The organism is Candidatus Chloroploca asiatica (assembly GCF_002532075.1).
Taxonomy (GTDB): Bacteria; Chloroflexota; Chloroflexia; order Chloroflexales; family Chloroflexaceae; genus Chloroploca; species Chloroploca asiatica.
Map to the genome: position 1 here is coordinate 43736 of NZ_LYXE01000036.1, position 18019 is coordinate 61754.

The window sequence follows — 18019 nt, forward strand, 5'->3', positions numbered from 1 at the left end:
GTATCACCTCGATCTCTTCCATCGGAGAAGCATGTGTTGCCACATGCTCATCGGTTCACCTGGTTGCAGCAAGGGGGTGTCAAGAAAGGTTTCCAGATCCGCCTGGGTGAAAATGATCACGTCGCCCTGCGAGCCTGGGTTAATCAGATAGTCCGGGATGTCTTTGCGCAGCTTGCGGGCACTGACGATATCATCAAGCTTCAAGATGACTTTGCCTGCCTGGATGCTCCATGCGCTCGGCTTGTGACGGTAGAGTTGTCCCAATTCATCTTTCACCTTGTCGTGCTTGGCCTGCACATAGTCGTTCATGCTGACGGTGCGACACCACGCAGGCAGCGCCCCCTGGCGATGCTCCGCGAAAATCTCGACGAGGATCGTTGACGAGAAAGCGAGGATGTCGGTGGGCGGCTCATCCTGAAGCTGCTCCAGCACCCGCCGGAGGTACTCGCGGTAGAGCGCCGTCCCGAGGGCGCGCTTGATCTTCTTGATCTGGCTTGCCAATTTCCGGCTTTCGCCGGTATGATCAGGCAGGGATGCGCCGGTGTAGATGATCAGGGAACGCTTGCGGATTTCGGTCTCGAAGGTGTCCTTTTCGGCGTTCATTGAGAGCACCGTGATGGGGTACTCGCGGAGTTGCACGGAGTCGTCTTTAATGAGCGCATTGACGTGGTTGTCGAAGCGTGTCCGATCTAGGTCGTCAAAGACCATCGGGTAGCGTCGATTCTGCTCACGAAGTCCGGGAATGTTGCTCTTGGTCAGCCAATCATTAGGCAGGAAGCCTTCCCGTCCAAACATCGACACCAATAACGTGCGGATGAGTTCTGACTTGCCGCAATTACTCTTGCCGTAGAGCACTCCGAAAATGGGGTAATCCATCAGATACTCGTCACGAGCCAGGGCGCGGTTGCGGAAGTCGCAGATGAATGGCCCCACGTACAGCCAACTCATGAACGTGAAGTAGTCGCGGGCAAGCCGGGCCGGATCGCCACCGCGGAACTGGGTAAAGCCCTTGAAGTACTCGGTCAGACCGTCCACATCGGCTTGCACCGCCGCTGGAGGAGGGACAAGGGCATATGGCTGGCCGGAGAGCACGACTTCGCTCCGCTCCCGGTAGATGCTGAGGTACTCCTCTGTGTTTTCCGTTTCGGTGCGGGAGTTACTGCGGACATACTGCACCACCCGGCTGGTTGTCCCGCGATCCAGGCGCACGACCCCGTGCTCCGTCGTCAGTACGGAACTCAGGCCGGTGTAGTGCTTTGGTGTTTTCTGGCTCAGGGCCTTTTGCACGGGGGTTGGTGCTGGTGAACGGTCAGACACGATGATAATCTTTGGCACCTCGCCGCCTGGACGGCCAGCGGAGAGGGCTGGGAGTTTCTCAATGTCGATCACGTCGTCGAGCACGGCTGTCTTCGCAATGCTCGTGGCCGATCTCTGGCGGATGTGCTCATATTTGGCACAAAAGTAGTCCCAGGCACCGGGATCGTTGTCGAAGCAGAGGTAACTTTCATTCTGTGTCCCGGTAAACGCCGCGTCAGAGAAGTTTGCTGACCCGGTGATCACCCGGTGACCTGCTGACCCTTCAAGCAGAAAGAGTTTCTCATGCGAGATCATCTCCTGCACGACGTAGAGTCGCAGCGCCCCTGATTCAATCTTCTGACGGATGTGAACGTGTGCCGTGCGCTCTGTGATGAGATCGCGGAGCAGGAACTCCTGGTAGTGGAGGTATTGCGCCATGCCGTTGAGGATGTCCTCGCGGCCAAAGACAATCTCAATGTCCGCAAGCGCAGCCGCTGCATGATTGATGATCGCGACACTGTTGGAGTAGGTCAGCACCCGGAGGGAATCGTAGCCTGCAATAAGTTCGGGGAACGATGCCTCCTGCTGGGCAACGAACGATGCCTGGACGATCTGGAGTTTGGGCCGTTCATCTAATTCCCGAAAGAGTGGCCCCTCTTGTTGCTGCGCTGCTTTTTTGGTTCGCACGTTATCCTCCTCATCCTGCTAGGGTTTAGTGGCCCTCGTCACAGGTGATAAAGCGAGTGATGGGGTGAGCAGGTACGGGCCTCCCCCATCCATGTGCGCTACAGGCTCGCTAGGTCGCCCGCCTCATCGCGGCGTGATCGTCCAGGCTCCATCGGCTGTGATGTCCCAAAAACACCGCGAAGCCTGACCAAAGACGACCATGTGCTCGCTGTCAACGATGCCAATGTCATTGACGAGCAGATCATCGTCCGTATCACAGCGCAGGAACACGGCGAAGTTGCTGCCACCCTGGTGCGTAAAGTGATAGGTTTGTCGCGATACGGCGGGCGTGAACCAACCACGGATGTCATCGCCCTGCCCTTCAAGCGCATTCCGGGCCGCTTCGTCCCAGGCGAGCGGTGTGACTCGGATGAGCCATGGCCCATCGGCATTGATCTCGAGATCGTAGGTGCCAGCGGGAAGATAGCGATGGCCTGCATAATATCCGATCTCATTCACGAGCAGTTCGCGCTCATCCTGTTCGTCATAGGCCAGTACGGCAAAGTTGCTCCGTCCTTCATGGCCGAGATAGATGCGTGAGATCATAGGCACGGTAAGCGCCAAGACCCGCGAACTTGTCCCGGTGAAGACTTCCGGTGGGATGGGGGTCGGGATGCTGGTCGGCGTGCTGGTGGGTGCGGGGGTGCTGGTGGGTGCAGGGGTGCTGGTAGGCGCGGGGGTGCTGGTAGGCGCGGGGGTGCTGGTAGGCGCGGGGGTGCTGGTAGGCGCGGGGGTGCTGGTGGGCGCAGGGGTGCTCGTGGGTACGGGTGAATTCGTTGGTTCGGCTGGTGCTTGGCGTGCCTCCATGCGTATGACAGACACGGGCGCACGTGTCGAAGCCTGGGCAGCTTGCAGGGTGATCACGTTCGTTCCGCCCGCCGTCCGTTGACCTAGCTGAAAGCCGACAAACATGCTGAGCGCGATCAACAATCCGAGGGCCAGCAAGACCACGATGAACTCAAGCGGTGATGAGCGACGCATAGGAACCTCCTTGGGCTGGGGCGCTGCTGCGATGCGAAGACGTGCGCCATAGGGAGATGACACCGGATCCTGATCCAGGGGCATGAGAAGTGCCGCTATGAAACCACCTCAGATTGCTCCTCTTCTGAGTATGGCACGACCATGTGACAACGAGTGTCACACGCATGCATCGATGGCTCTGTTTTCGCCAACACCACGGGGATCGCTGCAGGGGCGCTTGGCGGCAAAAAAGGCCGGTTGTTTGACGCAACGGCGCAGAGGCGCAGAGGATTTACATATCTTTGCGCCTTTGCGCCTTTGCGTCAATACGGATCTGTAGGTGCCTTTGCGTCGTTGCGTCAAAGTGGATGGAGTTGGGCAAGTTTCGCTCGTTGCTGTTCAACCTCCAACTGACGACTGGTTCGCGTGCGCATCGTCTTGTTCCAATACCGGCAGAGGCCAGGCCAGCAGCAGCACATTTAGCGCCCCTACCCGCAATGGCCCGCCCGCGCAGAGCGTGCGCAGCAGTTCACGGAAACGGTTGCGGGCGATGGGCGTGGTATGGGCGGCCTGATTGCGCGCCCGTACCAGGATGTCGATTTCGGGGATCAGTTGTGCGATGTTGACCACAAATGCGGTATCCTCAGGGTCAACCTGGCCTACCCAGACCTGCGCCAGGTGCGCGGCAATGCGCGCCCACAACGCTGGGTGCTTGCGGTAGACGCCACCTAATGCGCCGAGCGTCGGTTTGCCATATGGAAAGTCGGCCCCTGTGATGCCAGGGATGGAGAGGATGCGCCGCTGCAACTCGCGCTCGAGCACGCGGGCGACGTGGATGATGGAGGCTGAGTAGTCGTTGGCCTGCACGTCGTCGAGTTGGTCGCGCAGGTAGATCGCCAGCGCGAGCGATGCGCGTTCGGTGGGGCCGATCAGGGGGAGGGTGCGATCCAACCCAATGTCGCCGAGTTTGGCTTCGTAGCGCCCTAGATCATGCAAGGCACCGGTGATTTCGGCGAAGCGGCGGGTCAGTCCTTCGATGCGACTGACGGCATACTCAATGGCAGTTTCATCAAGCGTTTCCAACGCGCCTACCGCAAAGAGACGATCCAGTTCGCTCAGCAATTCGTGGGCGGTACGTGGTGGGCGCACGGGCGGTGTCGCCCCGACCTGGCCGATGATATGGCACAGTTGCTCGTCGCGGCAGCAGTGATGGCTACGACTGACCAGATCAACGCGCCAGGGGCCGATATGTGGCTTCGGGCAGACCAGCAGGTCTTCTGGCGCGAATGCAGTCCCGTCGCGCCCCAGCATCGCTCCGCGCTCGCTTAGGCTCAGCGGGTCGAGGAAAACGCCGTGGCAGGCTACCGGTACTTGCGCACGCAACGCCTGGTGCGCCTCGTCAAGTACTGCCACCAGGGTGGCGTGCGTTGCGGCCAATCCGCCAATCTGCGGGCATGCCCGCCAGATCGTGATCGCTGCATCCGGACGTGTGCTCTGCGCTGCTGCCGGTTCAGGCCATACCCGGTAGAGCGGGCCGACTGCTGCGGTCGCACTGAGTTGTTCAAGAAGGTCGCTGTCCTCCAGGTCAGCCGGGCGTTCAGCGCTCTGGAAGGCAAAGAGCAAGGCCCCGCGACATTCACCCGTCAGCTGTAGGTCGGCGATCATGCGTTTGATCGTTCCCGACGGCGCACGGACACTATCGCGAGGCTTGTAGTACTTCGCATCGAGCACATACCCTGGCTCACGCCAGATCAGGCTGCCCTGCTGCCTCACCTCGGCCCGCCCGTCGCGCTCTAGGTAGAGATCGGGCCTGACGCCTGGAGCCTGATGCCAGTGATGGGGAATAGTGCGGTCGTGCTGGAGCCAGTAGACCCGTCTGTCGTCACCCTCACCCCAGTGGAAGCGCAGTCGCATCGTCCCTACGTGCCAGATTTCTCGCACGCCCCGTCTTTCCAGCAGTTCGGCGAGTTCGTAGAAGAGCCAGATCTGATAGAGGTAATTGTCACGGGCTGGATCCGCACCAAGCATGGGGGGAGCGTTGGCGGATAGGTTGCGCTCAAGGAGGCGCAAGCCTCTGAGGTTACGCCGCCAGGCCAGGAGATCATCGTAAGCGCTGTTGTGACCAGGCACAAGGTGCGCCTCGACCGCTCGCTCTAGATCGATAGGCCGCTGTTCGGCATCACCGTTGGCGATGGCTTCAGCCTCACGCACCAGACCAACAAACTGTGGGAAGGCCAGTTCACGGGTCACCTGTTCAAGCATCTCGTGCAGGGGATGGCGCAACGCCATAGCGCCAGCTACCTCTCGTTCGGCATCCAGGCGCACCTGGATTGCAGCACGATATTCCAGCAGAGTCACCACTGTCAAGAGATTCTCGGGGGTTGCAAAATGACGCCGACGCTGGCGGGTATGCACGTGCAGAGGCGGCTCACCAGGGCGATCACGTAGACCCGCAGCAAGCGTATGTGCCCAGTCGATGCGCCCCCGCGGCGGCAATTCCTCTATCAGTCCCTCGCGTGGAGCCAGGAAACTCAGCCGACGCTTGATGCGTGGCAGGATGGACGCAAGCAGTTCATCACGCAGATAGATCAGCACGGCGAGTTCGCGGTACGGGTGCAAGACCGTGTAGTGCTCATCGTCAAACAGGCTTCCCAGGCGTGGCGCAAAACTGCTGCCCAGTCGCCGCACGTCGTGGCGTAAGAGCAACTCAACCATTCGCCCCTGGAGCCAGAGGAACGCTTCACATTCCACGGATGAAGGATGAATGGTGAAGGATGCAGCGTGGGCCATCTCAGCACGCGCCTCGTCGCTCATAGTTTGCCCCGTCCGCGCTGTTCTTCTGCCGGAGCTTGGAGACAGAACTGTTTCATCCGTATAGTCTTTCCTATAAACCTCGCTCGCCGATCAAGTCGCGTAAGCGCCGTCGAAATGCGCCTGATGGCGGCAAGGCAAGGGCAACATCGCTGAGGAAGACCCGCCCAAGCTGCGCAGCGCTCAGCAGAGTCTCTTCGCGTACGGCAAGGTCGCTCGTGCCGTGGATGGCCGTGTCACGCTCACGCAATGCGTACAGGTAGCCAGCACGTCGCCCGGGTGGTAACTCGCGCACAATCGCTTGCACTGCCGCCGCAAACTCTCCTGGCTGACCGGCGTGCTCAAGGAGGGCGTCGAGCGTGCGCTGCTCGTCGCGGCTGAGCACCTGCAACTGGTCAGCCAGGCCGTCGGCTAAGGCCGTATCCAGCGCTTCGTCCCAAGGCATGCCTACCCGCACCCCGGTCAACACATTCAGATAGACGGCAACCACCTGGGCTGTGCCGAGTTGGCGGAAGACCCGGATAGCGCTAAAGATGCGCCAGAACGACTCCAGGACAGTCGCGACCTCGGGTGTTTCAGCCTGCCATTGGTAACGCCGTGGTTTGTGCGCGTCGGTGATTGGCTCGACGCGAAGCACCCCCGGCCAGCGAAAGCCCCCCGCCGCATCGTGCTGTTCAATCGCGGCGAAGCCATCGTCCCGCATCCGGCGGAGCGCCTCCTTTAGCGCGATACCCTGTTCGAAGATCGTATCGGCCGGCGATGGTGGCAGCACGTCGATGAAATCGAAGCGGCGCTTCATTGCCTCTGAGATCTGGTTGAGGAAGTGGCGGTCGAAGCTGTTGAGGGTGCCGATGATGCGAAAGTCACGTGGGAGCGGAACCTCGCGCAACTCACCCTCACGCGTCGGCACCGCCAGTGTCGCCTGTTGTCCCCCGCTCAAGGTCGTGAGCAGGCTGCCGAAGGCGGCGTCAATCGGGGCACGGGTAAACTCATCGATCACGAGCCAGATCCCTCGGTAGCGTCGGCCTTCGTGATGACGATCACGGCGGAGAAAGCCACTTGCCGGTGGAGGCAGGCGTCGTCCACGCTCGGTGTCCTGATAGTGCTGGAGGAGCACCCGCGTCAGAACCCCATGTTCAATGGTATAGCTCAGGGCACCGCTCGTGCTGTCGAGACGGGGGCCAATGCCGCCAACGACATCACGTACGCCCCAGTCTTCGGTCGCAGTAACGACGAGGGCTGCATAGCCATGTCGCTGCTCGGTGACCTGTTCGAGCGGCGGTAGATCTGGGCTAAAGGTGAGTCGCTGGAAGGTGATGGGGGCTTCGCGCCAGAGCAAGCTAGGGAGCCGCCGGGCTAGTTCCGTCTTGCCTGTGCCTGGCGGCCCGCTCAATACCACGTGGCGTCCTGCCAGCAGTGAGCGGTATATGCGACGGATTACGGCATGATCAAAGAGGAGTTCCTGCCCCAGTTCGTCCATACGCTCTTCAAAGGCTTCGACTGGCGGTAAGGCTGCGTCGGTAGCCAGGTGAGCGAGGTCGCTGCTGAACGTACCGCTACGCTCGTCTTGCAGGGTCGTGAATAAGTGTGCGTAGGCCAGACTCGCTGGATCAGTCGCTTCCGCGAGAGTCAGGTCAGGGAGACTCGGCAACCAGGCGTCACCGTCGACGGTGACCAGGCCTGCCTCGGCGTACCAGCCGACGAGTCTGATTGCATCAGCCTCACCGAGTTCGGGGGCGAAGTGCTCGACTGGTTGGGGGGCCTCTGTTGCCGCCAGGCGTGGCAAGATCGCCTGCGCTGGAAGGAGATACTGCTCTACTGCACCCTCCACCGGGGCGAGCAATGCCAGCGCACAGAGCCGCAGCAGAGCCGTTTCGTCGCCGCTCACATAGGGGCGGCTCCGGTAGTTCTTTGGTCCGGCACTCATGATCAGTCGCAACTGGAGCAACTCAGCCACCAGATCGTCGGCATCGAGTGCCGCGCTCAGCGGCGGATCACTCGCCTGCGCCCGTGCCAACAGTTGCTCGGCGGTCAACTCTGTGTCGCCCATCCCGCGGGCCAGGCTGAGATACGGAGCCAATTGCTCCCATCCGGTCGGCAGTCGACTGGCGCTGCGCGGTTCACCCGCGTCATCCACCTGGAGCAAGCTGAGCAGTGTGTGGTAGTCGTCGCGGCTCAGCGGCATAACCGTATGCGGGTTCTTGATCCGGTTATAGAGATGAGTATAGTTGGCGTGGCGCAAAGCTTCGAGCAGATTCTGCGGCTCGGCAGGGGCATCGGCCCAGGCTACGCGCAGGTATTGGGTAAACTCATCGCCGAGCGTCGTCGCCGCACAATCTGCCCGTGGCCGTTCGGGATCAAAGGGACTGGTGACCACCCCGATCCCACCGATCACCCCACCCTGGACGTAGGCGACCACGCGGTCGCCTGCACGAATCTGGTGAAAGCGCTTGACACTCTGATTCTGTGCATCGAGCGGCCACCCAATCGCGATCACCCCATGACGTCGGGCGTTCTCCCAGAGCTCGCGCGGAAAATGGATCCGCCAGCAGCGTGCCGTCTCCTCGGCATAGATCTTTGGCGAACGCGTCGGTGGCTCAGACAGCACGGCGGGAAGTTCCAGGTCATCCGCCGCGTCGGCTGCGGTGGCTACTGCTGCGAGCACCCAGCTATTCCGCCCCCGGTTGTGGAAGCGCTCATCGCGCAGCAAAATGCTGGCAAGCGAGAGCTGCGGTGTCTGACCGCGCAACTCGGCCAGTCCCTCCATCTGAATGCGCGCAAGAAGGTCACTGAGGTGGAGGGGGCCGCCACCAGCGCGTGACAGGATCGTGAACGCAGCATCAGCAATTGTCATGTGAGTTCCCCTCGGCGCACCGGCAACAGTGGTGGGTCGGTCGTGTGGATGCATTGCTGGCGCAACGATCACCTTCATGGCCTCCTGAAAGGCCGCATAGTCGGTGCTGCTGGCCAGGATACAGATGATGCCATAGCGATCGCGCTCAAACGTGAGCGGCGGGCTGAAGCCCCGGAGTTGTTCTAAGCGCTGACCATCAGGCTGATCAGCAATCCTGAGCAGGATCCCACCGCGCTTGTTGACACGCCCCCAGACGCTGCGGCTTCCATCGAGATGAACGCTGAACCGTTGGTTGGTCGACGGCGCAAAGGTGACCCGTGCGCCGAAGGTCGTCACCAGCCAGGCCGGGAAGTCCTGCACGAACGCACGATTGAACGGGTCGAGCGTCTCAATCCTGGCCTGCCAGGTATCGATCGGCTCAACCCGCTCGTCGTCGAGGGAGAGCGCGAGGTCAGCGGGCTGGTCATCATCAATGGCGGCGGCAATCAGGCTAGCGAGAGCCACCGCTTCGTCAGGCGTAAGCCGGAAATTGGTGCCCTGAGCGTTCCGTAAGATCGCCATATTGGCGAGCCTGGGGATCTGATGAAGTTCCCGTCGAGAGAGGCGATTACGCAAGACCTGCTCGATCTGTAGGCGTACACGTCGCTCGGTGGGGTTGAAGCGCGTCGCATCGCGGTAGAAGCGCAGGTCGTCTTTCGCTTCCGGCATCACGGCGGGCGCACCCAGCACGCGAGCAACGCCGAGCACCCCTGCGTGAGGGCCGGACTCCCACAGGTAAACCGTGTCACCAACACTGATCTCATTGGCATGCTGGCGGATATTCCAGGTGAGCGTATCCAACGCTGCCAGGGCACCAGGCAAATCGTAGGTCTCATGGTTCGCCTGAAAGATCCAGTCTCGTCTCTCCCGCGAAGGAGGTGGCGATGCGATGGTTAGCCCTTCATCCGTTCCATCAACAAGCCGCATAGAGCGCTCCGAGCGCTCGACCAACGACGAGGTTGCTTCATCCGTTGAAGGGGTAGGCGCGCCCGGCTGATCCCAGGAAGGCGTATACGCGACATCGGCTAGGCGCGCCCGAGCCGCCAGAAGCTCCTCTTCGGTAAAGAGTTCCATAAACTCGGGTTTGAGCATCTGGGCCTCGACGCTCAAATCGAGCCGACCCTTTTCCCAGAGGGTACTGAAACCCTCGGTGGTCTTCTGCTGGTTCAGGATCAGCCGCGCCGTCTCGACCCCACCACGTTCATTGAGCAATTGCAAGAAGCGCGTCGGACGGTAGCCGATCTTGAGCGCTTCCTGATAGGTCGCAAGCAAAGCCTGATGGAACTGGGCGGCGCGATTCGGGTCGTTCATTGAAGAAGCTTTCACAAGAAATACATGCGAAAGCACAGATGTTTTCACTCTCCTATTATGCGTCACGTGGAGCGCTCTTTCAAGATGAACGCCCTCGTCATCCAGGGCGATTGCATCTTCTCTTCACACGCCCCACCATGCCTGACGGATTAGCCCCATCCGCCCATACCGTTGGCGTCAACGCCTCGGCTCTCGCGTACGAAGCCGGCCTTCGCCGGCTGAGTCAGGCCACGTAGGTGGCCGTCTCCTTGTTGGCGCACTGGTTGCTCGGCAGTGTGCCGACTCGCCGAGAGAAGATAAGCCTGCGTTAAGCGTGCCGCCACACCACGTTGAAGCGTTCCATCTTCAAGGTAGCGGTAGAGGTTATCGCCGGGACAGGTGATGAGCGATCCTGTGCGCGGGTCAATGTGTTCGCCACGTGCGTTCAGCGGGATGAAGTCGCGGTGGCCGTGGATCGTGTCGGGTGCGAGGTGGTAGGTAGCGGCGATCCAAGCCATCAGTTCGATAATGGCCGTGATCTGGGCCGAATTGGGTTCTTGTTCCCCAGCGTCATATTTACCCAAGAGTGCGATATGGATGTGGCCCCGGAGATCGTAGTCGGTATTTGAGCTACCCTGTGCGGCCAGCATGCGCCCCTCGTAGATTGTTCCCTCAAGGTCAATGATGAAGTGGTAGGGGATATCGGGCCAGCCGCGGTTGTCCAGGCTCCAGCGCTGCACCCTGCGCAGGTACTCGGGTGCCGGCACGCTTCCGTCAAAGAGGACTCCTTCGTGGTGCAGGGTGATCTGTTGAGGCTGGTGGGAGGTCAGATCCGCCATCGGGTCTACCGCACCCCAGGATGCCCGGCTCACGATCGCAGGCTTCGGCACAGACACATGGGCCTGCACCACAGGCTCGTGCGGTACGCCTTGATCGGGCTGTTGCACCGCCGGTGGGGTGCGTCGAGCTGTCGGGGTTCGCACAAGCGCGATGAACGACGTAGGTGATGGTTGCACCTCTACAGCTGACATCTGATCGGGCTCGCGTGGAGCAGTAGTTCCTGTCGTGGAAGGAATTGCGGGAAGCACCCTATCACGCGAATTCGTCATCCCGACCAATCCGCTCACGAAGCCGACGGTGACAACGGTGCCGAGTAGCCAGATGAGAAGCATGCGGTGCCTTTTGAGGCTATGTGGCGATCTATTTGGTTGGGGATCGGCGTCGTGGCCCTGATGATCCTGTGTCATGGCTCACGCTCCCCAGCAAGAATCGCTTTCACGTCAGTACGAAAGGCTAAGATTGATGGCATATTAGCACCCGGACTCGTAGTTGTCCCCTTTGTGAAGGGGTCGAGCGGCGCGACCTGCGCTAATGTGTAGATTGCATCAGGGGCGATAGTGTGGTGTTGGCAGAGCCAGGCCATCAGCCAGGTGATCGAGCGTACGCTGGCCGCAGTTGGCTCCTGGAGGTCATAGTTGCCCAGCACTCCAATCACGATAGAGCCATCGAGTTGGTAGCTTGGGTTAGCCGCTGCATAGGAGGAGTTGCTTTGCATCATGACGTCGCGGCCAGCAAAGATCGTCCCGTCTGGCGCAATGATGTAGTGGTAGGCGATGTCGGGCCAGCCGTTATTCAGGTGGACGATCTGGTTGGAACGGACACGAGCGGCTAGCGCGTCGCCAGCGCAGCAGTTCCTGGCCTCGTGGGAGAGAACAATGCGCACCGGTGTATGCGGGATCAGCCCGCTACCCGGGGCATCCGCATTCCAGGCCTCCCGTGGCACCAGGGGCGGATCGGCGAACACTTGGGGGCGTGGTAATGTTGTTAGATCAGTATTCGAGGATGGTTGCGTGATTACCCCGCTTACCATCGTTGAGATAGGGGCCACTGTGACCGTGGGTGCAAGTATGCTCGTTGAGGTGGGCTGTCTGGACGATATGGTGGGTTCTGCTGTAGTTGAGGCCACGGTCTTGACCAGTGAGGGCACGTCCGAGGGAAGCGTGACCAGCGTATTATCCAATCGCCCAACAAAGGCAAATATGAACAACAGCGCGAACTGAACGAGCAGCAAGGCCCCGCCCGCGAGTGCCACAAGCTGCGCCCAGAGACGTTGGGTGGGGCTGATGCGGGGGTACACGGCGACAAATGCCCCTCCGAGAAGGATCACCAGGGACAGGGTGATGCCGACGACGTAGCCTGCGAGGCTCTGGGGATTGCTGCGCGTCACGGTGTAGGTCACCACGCTCGAGCGGTTCGCCACATCGTCCTCGGCAAAGGCGTAGAGCATCGTCACCTCGTCTGCGTTGACCGCAAACGGCCCCTGGTAGAACTGGTAGCGCTGCCCATCGGTCGAGTAGAGCACCTGCTTCACACCGGAGCCACGGTCTTCGGCGGTGATCGTTACCAGCCAGCGATCGCCTTGCGGGACGACGAAGATCTTCACCGTCGGCGGCTCGCTATCACTCGCCACCGCGCTGCCGGCTACCATCGTTGGTGCTACACCGAGATCAATGCTCCCACTGTTCTTCGCTTCGGCAGACGGAACCATCGTTGCTGCGACGGTCGCTTGCGCCTGATCGGCACTCACGTCAGGTCGCCACGCCGGGTCATCGCCCAATTCGGAGATGCGCTGCGGCACGCCGCCCGCAGCGCTGATCAGCCAGAGTCCACCCGTCCCACCGCTGATGCCCCCGGCATAGACCAACCAGGCGTTGTCTGGTGCCCAGTCAATCGCTGAACCCCAATACTCATTGCCCAAAATCCGCCGGGGTTCTGCATTGGGCTTCCCCGCATCTATGAGTAACAGCGCATTACGCCAGTTGCCTGACGAATCTCCTTGAGGGCAGTCAGCCGCGATGACGGCCAGCGTTGTGCCATCAGGTGACCATGAGGCATCAAACGTACTCTGGCCTCCTGCCGGCCACGCACAATTATAGTTGCCGTTATTCCAGACAACCTCGGCCTTCCCCGTTGCTAACTGACCCCAGCCCATATCACTGCTTAGCATCATCATCACATGATCGTCAGCCAGCACTTCGATCTTATCGACCACATGGTAATCAGTGGCTACGACAGTCTCTTGACCGGGCTTTATGGCACGAATCACGTCCCATTCACCCACGATCTGATTGTGTTCATGTGCTTTTGTAATCCGCACAAAGAAGAGCGCCCCGTCGGGCGCAAACGATGGCAGGTACTCGTCCTGCCGATTCGAGGAGAACTGCTCTGTGCTGCCGCTCGCCACATCCAGGACGTAGATGTCGTAGTTCCCGGCGCGGTTTGAGGCATAGGCCAGTCGCTGTCCATCGGGCGACCATGTCAGTTGAATGCCACCACGCCACTCGCCTGGCAAGCCAACTGTCCCATCGGTCACAAGCGGCGTGGTCTTGCGGCTGGCAAGATTGAGCAAGTAGATGTTGCCGTCCTGCACGTAGGCAATCTCGCCGGTGGTGGGCACGGTGGGGAGAGTGGAGACGGGTGATGGGCGTGGGGATGTTTGCGCGGTGCTTTCTGTTGCCGACCTTGTCCAGCGCAGGTCGGTCGCATGCTTTGGCAGGTCGATCACCTTTCGTAGCCCGCTGCCGTCTAGATTGACGACCCAGAGCGCTACCTCACCAGACTGGAGTTGGCCTGGGTCGCTGGTGATGAAGGCCAGGGTCTGCTGGTCAGGCGCGAGCACCATTGCGCTCGCGACTTTGCCTGCCACGAGCACCCGGTTGTCGCTGCCGTCTGCGTTGGCGAGGACAATATCATACTGCGGTGACACCGGTTCCGAGCCCCAGACACCCTTACAGATATAGCGGCTGTAGATAAAGCTCAGATCGGCTAACCAGACAACGCTGATCGGGGTGCCGGAGAGCCACGTTGACTCGCTGTTGGTACGCTCCAATGATCCGCTGCAAGCTAAATCCCACGTATAGATAGCGCGCTGACCATCAGGGTGGACCCAGCCTGGATATACACCAAAGCTCTGGCCCTGCATCAGGCTGACGGTACGCGAAGCCAGATCAAGCTGGTAAAAGGCGCATACGGCAGCCTCACCCATCAACGGATTACAAGCGACAAAGAAGACTTGTGTGGCATCGGCGCTCAAAACGAGTTTTGGGAGGAAACTGCTACCGAAATGAGAGAAGGTTAGCGAAATTGTTGTAGGAAATTGCTGATAAAAAGCACTGCTTTCTAGGATCACCTGACGATCACTGCCGTCTCGGTTTGCTCGAAGAATCTGAAAGGGTTGGCGATCATTGAAATCAACTGGCCTCCATGAGTCAGACACTTCGATCCAAAGGAGCGTGTTGTCTGGCCCAATGATGCTGCCAACTGGCGGTGCTGTCCCCATCGTCGCACTGCTCGTGTTGTTCAGGTCAACCAGGTACTGTTGCCCACCCGCGCTGTAGACCAGGCCGGCAACTTGTCCAATTGACGGAATGGGCATGGGCGTGGTATTGCCTGTGCCATCGCCTGTGCCATCGCCCGTGGTCACGCCATTGCCCGTCATATCTTCGGGCTGGCCTTCTAGAGGGTCGCCCCAGCAGCGCAGGCCGCCAGCTGTTGTCACGGCACAGGTATAGTTATTCCCAGCGCTGACCTGGCTGACTGGGCCGAGGTCGGCGGGTACACGGATCGCATCGCTCGCGTCGCCCCCCCAGCAGCGCACTGTCCCCGCCGTTGTCACTGCACAGGTATGGTTGAACCCGGCGCTGACCTGGCTGACGGGGCCGAGGTCGGCGGGTGTCGTTCCGTCGCCCCCCCAGCAGCGCAGCGATCCCTGCGCGTCCAGCCCACACGCATGCTGCCCTCCAACACTCACCTGCTTGCGTGGGCCAAGATCACGAGGCATGCCCCCTTGCTCATCAAGCCCCGGCATGTTGCCCCAGCAGCGGACGGTGCCAGCCGATGTGAGCGCACACGTGGTACCAGTCCCAGGAATGCCGATGCTCGAACTGATCTGGTTGACCGAACCGAGATCGGTGGGAACCTTGATCTGACCGCTCAACGGCATGCCCCAGCACCGCATCGTACCAGCGTTATTCACCGTGCAGGTGATCTTCGCACCTGCACTGACGTGATTGATGGGGCCGAGGTCGGCGGGCACATTGGTCTCGCCATAGTCGTTGCTGCCCCAGCATTGCACCGCACCGGCAGTGGTTACCGCGCAGGTATGGCTGAACCCCGCGCTGATCTGGCTGACGGGGCCGAGGTCGGCGGGCACATTAATCTGACCGTTCTCATTGCGGCCCCAGCAGCGCACCTCACCGGTACTCAACAGCACGCACGCATGGCTCCACCCGAGACTCACCGCCTGCACACTCACGTTGGACTGCGTGGCTGGGGCGGCAATCAGGGTGCCACTGACCATCGACAGCGGCGCGCCGAGGATGCCAAGCAGCACAGCAACAATGAGGGCGAACCGGAGTATGCCAGGCGTCAGGCGCGCCGAGGACGGATGGACAGTTGTGAGGGAAGACATGGTGCAAGCTCCTGTTCAGACGTAAGCGTGACGCTATGCTGCCGGGCGGGCTGGACGTGGCCGTGCGCACCACCGAATCAGGCCCTTGCTGGTGCGCTGGATGGTCATACTCATATAAAGCTCTGTGCCCATCAAATTCCTGCGAAGGCAAGATCTCCGTCGTGGCGACCGTCCCATCGGGAAACCCGAGGCGCTCGATCCGTGAGGGAGCGGTAACGCCTCGCGTGATCCTTTGTCTTCATCAGTACCAGATCATGCCCAACAACTCTTGCCTTTCTGTGAAGAGTTGCGAAAGCTTCACGATGAGGCCTCGTCGCAGAGTTCACCCCGAGAAGCAGGCTGCAAAAAAGGCCGGTTGTTTGACGCAAAGGCGCAAAGATATGTAATACCTCTGCGCCTTTGCGCCTTTGCGTCAACACGGATCTGGATGCGCAGCGTTGCGCCTTTGCGTCAATATGGGTCAACCTTCGTTGCAAGGTAGGGGGCGTATCACCTGGCCAAGGGTCTGTGGTTCGACTTGCGAAGATGCATGCGTTTTTATGCCAGGGCTTCGATCTGCGTTAAGATTCCCCGTGCAATCAGTGCTTCGATATGGGCCTGGACGTCGTGTGGGTGGCGCCCGCCACGTAGCAACAGACCCAGTTCCATGTTGAGGCTCAGTGCGTACCGGGTCAGGTTCGCACTGGAGATGAGCAAGGTCTGCCCGTCGGCGATGGCACATTTGACATGCAGGGAGCCATGCCGTCCGTCGTTGTCGCGTGGCCGCTGGGCGAGTGGCCACTGGTAGATCGTTGCGTGCGCCGCGACCTGTGGCCCCAGCGCGACCAGGCTGTCATAGGCGATGTTGCCGGCCCTCGCGTGCGGTGACTCGATGACGAGGCGGAGCATGATCCCCCGCTGGGCCGCCCGACGGAGGGCGATCCCAATTTCGGGGATGTCGTAGACCGCAAAGGCGATGATGAGCAGATCCTGCTGCGCTTCGTCGATCAGTCCTTGCAGTACCTGGGCAGTGCGTCGCAGCGGTTGCCCGCTCGCCGGCCCTGTCCACACTACCTCGACGGTCTGGACGCGGCGCTGCCGACGCACCGCCGTCCCGGCCGCCTGGAGCGCCAGGGCAACACTGGCTGGAGGCACCGTCGGAGCCAGCGCCTGCCAGGTGGTGATAAACGCCCCAACCTTGCTCGCGATAGTGTGGTGCGGCCAGCACCTGGGTCGCGGTCGTGTGCAGCGCCGGCCATGAACCGGCAGGGATGGGCGCGATCACCTCAGCCAGTGGGCTGATGGCTCCCTCGGGGAGCCCCTCGAGCAGCGTTGCCAGCGCTTCGAAGAGCGTGCTCGTCGGCAGGGTCATACGCTCCCTCCAAAGAAACTCAGATCGCTCCGCTCGACCGTCGGGACGAGCAGCGACCGATTTAGGTAGCGGTTCCCGCGCTCACACGAGGTCTCGGGGACAAACAGGCAGGCGTGGCAAGCGGCGCCATGCAATGTCTGCGGCTCCGTTAGCGGGGTGTGCTCAGCACACAGGGCCCTGCTCCCCAAGACCCAAGACCCGAGCCCAGGCTTCGCACCCTCGATACCCGATACCCGACCCCCGACTCCTGCGGCACCAACGCCTCCTGGTCAGGGCTCATCGTGGGCGGGGCCACCTCGGGGAGCTCAGCGTCATAGGTGCGGTCGTCACGCTTGCGCACACTCAGCAGCTTGATCCAGCCCTGGCCGATGCTATAGAAGATGCGATAGTCGCCGACCCGCGCCCGGTAGACATTGGCGTAGCCCTTGAGTTTCTTGGCATCACCGTGAGCAGAGTGCGGATCGACCCCTAGCACCTTCAATTTCTGGCTGACCAGTTTGCTTACCTGCTTGGGCAGATTCAGCGATTCGTTAAAAAAGGTTGGCCTGAAAGAAAGCTCGTAGCGAGTCATGATCGCTCCTGCCGGTTACGTTGCTGCCATGGTCTCCCGGATCTGCTGGAGGCGTCGAAGTATTTCGGTATGCCACTCGCCAAATATATAGGCTGCGCAAAGATGGGCAAGAAGGCGAGCAGAGCATCAAGTTGCGCACGACGAAGTGGGAGAGGAAGAGGTGTCATCTGATGTCGCTCCACTTACATGAGTCGGTCGGCCTGCCCTGCATAGGTATCCAGCGAGGTGCGGTGCCAGAGCGCATCGTGCAGCCACGATCCACCGAGGCCAATCGCCAGCAGTCCATCTCGCCGATCAGGGTCGCAGAAGACGAAGTAGAACACGTGTACCCCATTGTGTATCCACGTCATCAGGTCGCTCGGATGAATGGGTTGCCAGGTTGCCCGGGCCTCACCACTTTTGGGAAAAAGCGTCACGTAGCGGACGGCGGCATGGGGGCAGCAGAAGATCGCTGGCCCGCAGCGGCTGTGGTCATCTGCATCGGTATCGTGTCCATGGTGGATGCAGGCAGCACCATCGATGAATGGCACCAGCCAATCAGTGTGCCGCCAGTTTGGAGGATACCGGTGGTTCGCCCGTGACGCAGGCGCTCGTGGTGGTGCGGCGCGGCCTTTGCGACGCTTCATAGCCACATTCCTTGATCATATTTGC

Annotated in this window: 9 protein-coding genes; all 9 read right to left on the reverse strand. The window is 60.7% G+C overall.

The features are described 5' to 3' along the window. Positions 1 to 3: 3 nt before the first annotated feature. Complete coding sequence (locus tag A9Q02_RS03165; RefSeq protein ID WP_097650912.1) at positions 4 to 1983, reverse strand: phospholipase D-like domain-containing protein; 1980 nt, start codon at positions 1981 to 1983, stop codon at positions 4 to 6. A gap of 123 nt (positions 1984 to 2106) precedes the next feature. Next, positions 2107 to 3003 (reverse strand): hypothetical protein, encoded by an 897-nt coding sequence (locus A9Q02_RS24800; protein WP_245860260.1) that lies wholly within the window; start codon positions 3001 to 3003, stop codon positions 2107 to 2109. Between the two features lie 378 nt (positions 3004 to 3381). Continuing rightward, positions 3382 to 5796: a hypothetical protein gene (locus tag A9Q02_RS03180; RefSeq protein WP_097650915.1), complete on the reverse strand. Its 2415-nt coding sequence runs from the start codon at positions 5794 to 5796 to the stop codon at positions 3382 to 3384. 70 nt (positions 5797 to 5866) lie between these two features. Beyond that, positions 5867 to 9997 (reverse strand): EVE domain-containing protein, encoded by a 4131-nt coding sequence (locus A9Q02_RS03185; protein WP_097650916.1) that lies wholly within the window; start codon positions 9995 to 9997, stop codon positions 5867 to 5869. Between the two features lie 149 nt (positions 9998 to 10146). Then, a complete protein-coding gene (locus A9Q02_RS03190) occupies positions 10147 to 11148 on the reverse strand; it encodes an N-acetylmuramoyl-L-alanine amidase (protein WP_172450577.1) in 1002 nt (333 codons plus the stop codon). 71 nt (positions 11149 to 11219) lie between these two features. Next, a complete protein-coding gene (locus tag A9Q02_RS03195; RefSeq protein ID WP_097650918.1) occupies positions 11220 to 15446 on the reverse strand; it encodes an OmpL47-type beta-barrel domain-containing protein in 4227 nt (1408 codons plus the stop codon). Positions 15447 to 15983: 537 nt separating this feature from the next. After that, on the reverse strand, positions 15984 to 16694 hold the full coding sequence (gene drmC / locus A9Q02_RS03200) for a DISARM system phospholipase D-like protein DrmC (RefSeq protein WP_097650919.1): 711 nt from the start codon (positions 16692 to 16694) through the stop codon (positions 15984 to 15986). Positions 16695 to 16945: 251 nt separating this feature from the next. Next, on the reverse strand, positions 16946 to 17368 hold the full coding sequence (locus A9Q02_RS03210; protein WP_097650921.1) for a type II toxin-antitoxin system RelE family toxin: 423 nt from the start codon (positions 17366 to 17368) through the stop codon (positions 16946 to 16948). A gap of 182 nt (positions 17369 to 17550) precedes the next feature. Next, positions 17551 to 17994, reverse strand: coding sequence for a hypothetical protein (locus tag A9Q02_RS03215; RefSeq protein WP_097650922.1), 444 nt, complete (start codon positions 17992 to 17994; stop codon positions 17551 to 17553). Between the last annotated feature and the right edge of the window lie 25 nt (positions 17995 to 18019).

Coding starts and splice junctions, on each gene's coding strand:
- A9Q02_RS24800 (WP_245860260.1), bottom strand. CDS start 3,003: ATGCGTCGCTCATCACCGCTTGAGTTCATCGTGGTCTTGCTGGCCCTC.
- A9Q02_RS03215 (WP_097650922.1), bottom strand. CDS start 17,994: ATGAAGCGTCGCAAAGGCCGCGCCGCACCACCACGAGCGCCTGCGTCA.
- A9Q02_RS03195 (WP_097650918.1), bottom strand. CDS start 15,446: ATGTCTTCCCTCACAACTGTCCATCCGTCCTCGGCGCGCCTGACGCCT.
- A9Q02_RS03180 (WP_097650915.1), bottom strand. CDS start 5,796: ATGAGCGACGAGGCGCGTGCTGAGATGGCCCACGCTGCATCCTTCACC.
- A9Q02_RS03190 (WP_172450577.1), bottom strand. CDS start 11,148: ATGCTTCTCATCTGGCTACTCGGCACCGTTGTCACCGTCGGCTTCGTG.
- A9Q02_RS03210 (WP_097650921.1), bottom strand. CDS start 17,368: ATGACTCGCTACGAGCTTTCTTTCAGGCCAACCTTTTTTAACGAATCG.
- A9Q02_RS03185 (WP_097650916.1), bottom strand. CDS start 9,997: ATGAACGACCCGAATCGCGCCGCCCAGTTCCATCAGGCTTTGCTTGCG.